At 72.3% G+C, this 3,522-nt stretch carries 4 protein-coding genes; 2 read left to right on the top strand and 2 right to left on the bottom strand.

The window, feature by feature from the left end; translation table 11 throughout:
* Window positions 1-970 (bottom strand): APC family permease (locus H5J33_RS27680; RefSeq protein ID WP_181797562.1); only part of this gene is annotated, 970 nt, incomplete at its 3' end.
* A 64-nt stretch (window positions 971-1,034) separates the two neighbouring features.
* Here H5J33_RS27680 and H5J33_RS27675 point away from each other — a divergent pair.
* Together H5J33_RS27675 and ppgK are read left to right on the top strand one after the other, a co-directional pair.
* Window positions 1,035-2,051 (top strand): 4-hydroxy-3-methylbut-2-enyl diphosphate reductase, encoded by a 1,017-nt coding sequence (locus H5J33_RS27675; protein WP_181797561.1) that lies wholly within the window; start codon window positions 1,035-1,037, stop codon window positions 2,049-2,051.
* A 29-nt stretch (window positions 2,052-2,080) separates the two neighbouring features.
* A complete protein-coding gene (gene ppgK / locus H5J33_RS27670) occupies window positions 2,081-2,827 on the top strand; it encodes a polyphosphate--glucose phosphotransferase (protein WP_181797560.1) in 747 nt (248 codons plus the stop codon).
* Between the two features lie 300 nt (window positions 2,828-3,127).
* On the opposite strand, the gene H5J33_RS27665 is transcribed toward ppgK, so the two are convergent.
* Window positions 3,128-3,508 (bottom strand): DUF6542 domain-containing protein, encoded by a 381-nt coding sequence (locus H5J33_RS27665; RefSeq protein ID WP_181797563.1) that lies wholly within the window; start codon window positions 3,506-3,508, stop codon window positions 3,128-3,130.
* Between the last annotated feature and the right edge of the window lie 14 nt (window positions 3,509-3,522).

Genomic DNA, 3,522 nt, shown 5'->3' with positions numbered 1-3,522 from the left:
GAGGGCAACCAGGCCAAGACCGCCGCCGCCCCGCCAGCGCCGCGAACGCCGCTCCGACCGCCTTGCTCGCGGCCACCAGATCGTGCAGCCACGTGCCGACCGACGAGTCCACCGCGTCGTAGAAGGCCGATCCCTGCCGCCCGGGATCGCGCGCGAGGCCCGCGGAGGACACCGGCTCCAGCAGCGCCACCAGACAGGTCTGCGCCACGAACAGCACCCCGGCCAGCGCCAGACAGAACAGCAGCGCCCGCGCCACCCGCGCCGAGCCCCCCGTGACCTCCTCGGCGAACGTCGCGATGGCGTCGAAACCCAGGTAGGACAGCACCGCCACGGACACCGCGCCGAGCACCGCGGTCGCCGCGAAACCACCCTGCGTGCCGTCCCCCGTCAGCGGCGACAACGGCCCGCGCTCCGCCCCGTTCCGCGCCAGCACCACGACGGCCGACACCACGAACACCAGCAGGACCGCGATCTCCAGGACCAGCACGGCGAAGCCCACGCGCGCGGCGGCCCGTACGCCCCACAGGTTCAGCAGCGTCGTGAGCACCACGGCCAGCGCCGTCCACACCCACCGGGACACCTCCGGGACCAGCGCGTTCATTGCGATCCCGGAGAAGAGATAGGCCACCGCGGGGATGAGGACGTAGTCCAGCATCGCCATCCAGCCAGCGACGAACCCGGCCCCCTCGCCGAGCCCCACGCGCGCGTAGGCGTACACCGACCCCGCCCGAGGTACGACCCGCACCATCTGCGCGTAACTGAACGCCGTGAACCCCATGGCGACCGTCGCCACCGCGTACACCAGCGCCACCGCGCCGTGCGACCTGGCGTCAAGCGCCCCGAACACCCCGACCGGCGCCATCGGGGCGATGAACAGCAGCCCGTAGACCACGAGGTCCCGCAGGCCCAGGCTGCGCCGGAGGCGATGACCCGCGTCGGCCCCGGAGGTTGTCGTTCCGGTGTTGGACATACACACAAGTCTTCCCCGGGGAGTGTGGGGAAGCGATCTCTGCGCTTGTGAACGCGGCCTTACGATGGGACGCATGACCGCTTCCTCTGGCCGCCGTGTCCTGCTCGCCGCCCCCCGGGGCTACTGCGCCGGTGTGGACCGCGCCGTGATCGCCGTCGAGAAAGCCCTGGAACAGTACGGGGCTCCGATCTACGTCCGGCACGAGATCGTCCACAACAAGTACGTGGTGCAGACCCTGGAGAAGAAGGGCGCCGTCTTCGTGGAGCGCACGGAGGAAGTGCCGCCCGGCAACATCGTCATGTTCTCCGCGCACGGCGTCGCGCCCGTGGTGCACGAGGAGGCCCGCCAGGGCCGGCTCGCCACCATCGACGCCACCTGCCCCCTGGTCACCAAGGTCCACAAGGAGGCCGTCCGGTACGCCGCGGAGGATTACGACATCCTCCTGATCGGACACGAGGGCCACGAGGAGGTCATCGGCACCTCCGGCGAGGCCCCCGACCACATCCAGCTGGTCGACGGCCCCGAGGACGTCGAGAAGGTCGAGGTCCGCGACCCGTCCAAGGTCGTCTGGCTCTCCCAGACCACCCTCTCCGTCGACGAGACCATGGAGACGGTCGACGCCCTGAAGACCAAGTTCCCGGGCCTCGTCTCCCCGCCCAGCGACGACATCTGCTACGCCACCCAGAACCGCCAGCTCGCGGTGAAGCAGATGGGCGCCGAGGCGGAGCTGGTCATCGTCGTCGGCTCGCGCAACTCCTCCAACTCCAAGCGCCTGGTCGAGGTCGCCAAGCAGGCCGGTGCCCGCGACGCCCATCTGGTCGACTTCGCGAGCGAGATCGACGAGACCTGGCTGGAGGGCGTGACGACCGTCGGCGTCACCTCCGGCGCCTCCGTGCCCGAGGTGCTGGTCGAACAGGTCCTGGAGTGGCTCGCCGAGCGCGGCTACGGCGACGTGGAGCTGGTCAGGGCGGCCGAGGAGACCATCACCTTCTCGCTGCCCAAGGAACTGCGCCGCGACCTGCGCGAGGAGGCGGCGGCACTGGTGGCCGAGCGCGGCGGGAGCGGCACACCCGCGGCGTGACTGTCAGTGGTCCGTCGTAACGTGGAGCCATGCAGATCTTCGGCGTGGACATCGGCGGATCAGGGATCAAGGGCGCCCCAGTGGATCTCGACCGGGGCGACCTGGCACAGGAGCGTCACAAGGTGCTCACCCCGCACCCGGCGACGCCCGGCGCCGTCGCCGACGGGGTCAAGCAGGTGGTGGACCACTTCGGGTGGACCGGACCGGTCGGCCTGACCTTCCCCGGAGTGGTCACCGGCGGCGCCATGGTCCGTACGGCCGCGAACGTGGACCCCGGCTGGATCGACACGGACGCGCGCGCGTTGTTCGGCGACCGGCTCGGCGGCCTGCCGGTGACCGTGGTGAACGACGCGGACGCGGCGGGCGTCGCCGAGATGGAGTTCGGCGCGGGCCGGGGCCGCCGGGGCACGGTCGTCCTGCTCACCTTCGGCACCGGCATCGGCAGCGCCGTCTTCGTGGACGGCGTCCTGCTCCCCAACACGGAACTGGGCCACCTGGAGCTGAACGGCCACGAGGCCGAGAAACGCGCCTCCAGCAAGGCCAAGGAGGACCACGACCTCAGCTGGGAGCGGTGGGCGCGCCGCGTCCAGCGCTATCTCCGGCACGTGGAGATGCTGTTCTCGCCGGAGCTGTTCATCATCGGCGGCGGGGTCAGCCGCAAGGCGGACAAGTTCCTGCACCTCATCGAGGACGTCAAGGCCGAGATCGTCCCGGCGCGCCTCCAGAACGACGCGGGAATCGTGGGGGCGGCGATGAGAGCGGGGCAGTCGGGCTGAGGGGCGGGCTCGGCCCGGGGGACCGGAGCGGTCCATCGACGTCGGCCGTCGGCTGCCGGCCGTCCACCGCCGACCCGCCGGCCGCCGCTCGGGGAACGGAGGTGGGGGGCTCACACCCGGCTGCCTGAGGTGGTCCGGGGGCCGCGGGGGTTCGCGGTGCTTGCCGGGCCACGGTGGGCGGTGTCCGCCGGCCATGGTCGCGGCTGGGCTCCGGGCTCCGGGCTCCGGGCTCCGGGCTCCGCTGGGGAGCGGCTCGCAAGGCCGGCCGGGAACCCAGGCCCAGACCCGGGACAGGGGCCGTCAGCCGCGCCGCTGTCGTCCCCGTACCCACCGCACCCGGCGGACGAGCACGATCGCCGTGGCCAGCAGCGTCCCCAGATACAGCCACCCGGCCTGGGTGGCGAGCCCGGTGACCAGGCCCATCAGCCGGCCGAGCAGCCCCCCGCCGCCCTCCGCGACCGGCAGCAGCCCCACCGCGAACGCGATCGGCAGGACCACGGGCGCGCTCAGCACGTCCCCGCCGCGCACCCACAGCGCGGTCAGCACGCCCACCGGCAGGAACAGCACGCCGTAGACGGCCGGGGAGGCGCCGAACAGCAGCTGGTCCAGACAGCCGAGCAGAAACATCGCCACGGCGCAGAACAGACCGCTGCCGAGCCCGGTCAGCCGGGGATTGGGCAGCCGGGGTCCCGGGG

Source organism: Streptomyces sp. WELS2 (assembly GCF_013870595.1).
Classification (GTDB): Bacteria; Actinomycetota; Actinomycetes; order Streptomycetales; family Streptomycetaceae; genus Streptomyces.
The sequence above is the reverse complement of the archived record's forward strand: the minus strand, read 5'-3'. Positions and strand labels throughout refer to the sequence as shown.

Bases quoted from the DNA above. Each gene is read 5' to 3' on its own strand.
- H5J33_RS27675 (WP_181797561.1), top strand. From the start codon at position 1,035: ATGGGACGCATGACCGCTTCCTCTGGCCGCCGTGTCCTGCTCGCCGCC.
- ppgK (WP_181797560.1), top strand. From the start codon at position 2,081: ATGCAGATCTTCGGCGTGGACATCGGCGGATCAGGGATCAAGGGCGCC.